1 protein-coding gene is annotated in these 543 nt (G+C 63.7%); it reads right to left on the reverse strand.

What is annotated here, in order from left to right; translation table 11 throughout:
• On the reverse strand, positions 1-403 hold a 403-nt coding region (locus AC1DVR_RS24030; RefSeq protein WP_478003130.1), incomplete at its 3' end, for a transposase.
• Positions 404-543: the final 140 nt, after the last annotated feature.

The raw sequence follows: 543 nt of genomic DNA on the forward strand, positions 1-543 counted from the left end.
GCTTCGAAACCGTGCTCTTCGAGATCCCGCTCAGCCCCATGGCCTGAACCAGCTCGTCCACCCGACGAGTCGAGACCCCGCCGATCCAGGCCTCCTGGATGACGGCCACGAGCGCCTGCTCCGAGGTCTTGCGGGCTTCGAGGAAGCTCGGGAAGTAGCTGCCCTGACGCAGCTTCGGCACCCGCAGGTTCAGGGTGCCCAAACGGGTATCGAGAGCGCGCTCTCGATACCGGTTGCGCCAGGTCGTGCGTTCACCGCTGCGCTCATGCCGACCGGCGCCGATCAGACCCTCGACATCGGTCTCCATGATCAGTTGCAGGACGGCCTCGGCAATGCCGCGGAGGAAATCACCCTGATCGTGCTTGGCCAGAAGCTCGGACAGGTCCATGTTGGTATTGGTCATCGGGGGCTCCGTATGGTCTCTGGTTGAAGTCGCCAAACTCCACCTCGATCCTACACCTCGATGGCCACCCGGGATCACACCGCTGTCGGCGGTGAATTTACACCAGCTCCGCGGACACTAACCGGCGGACGACCCTGGGT

Source organism: Rhodobacter sp. P2_H5 (assembly GCF_056403335.1).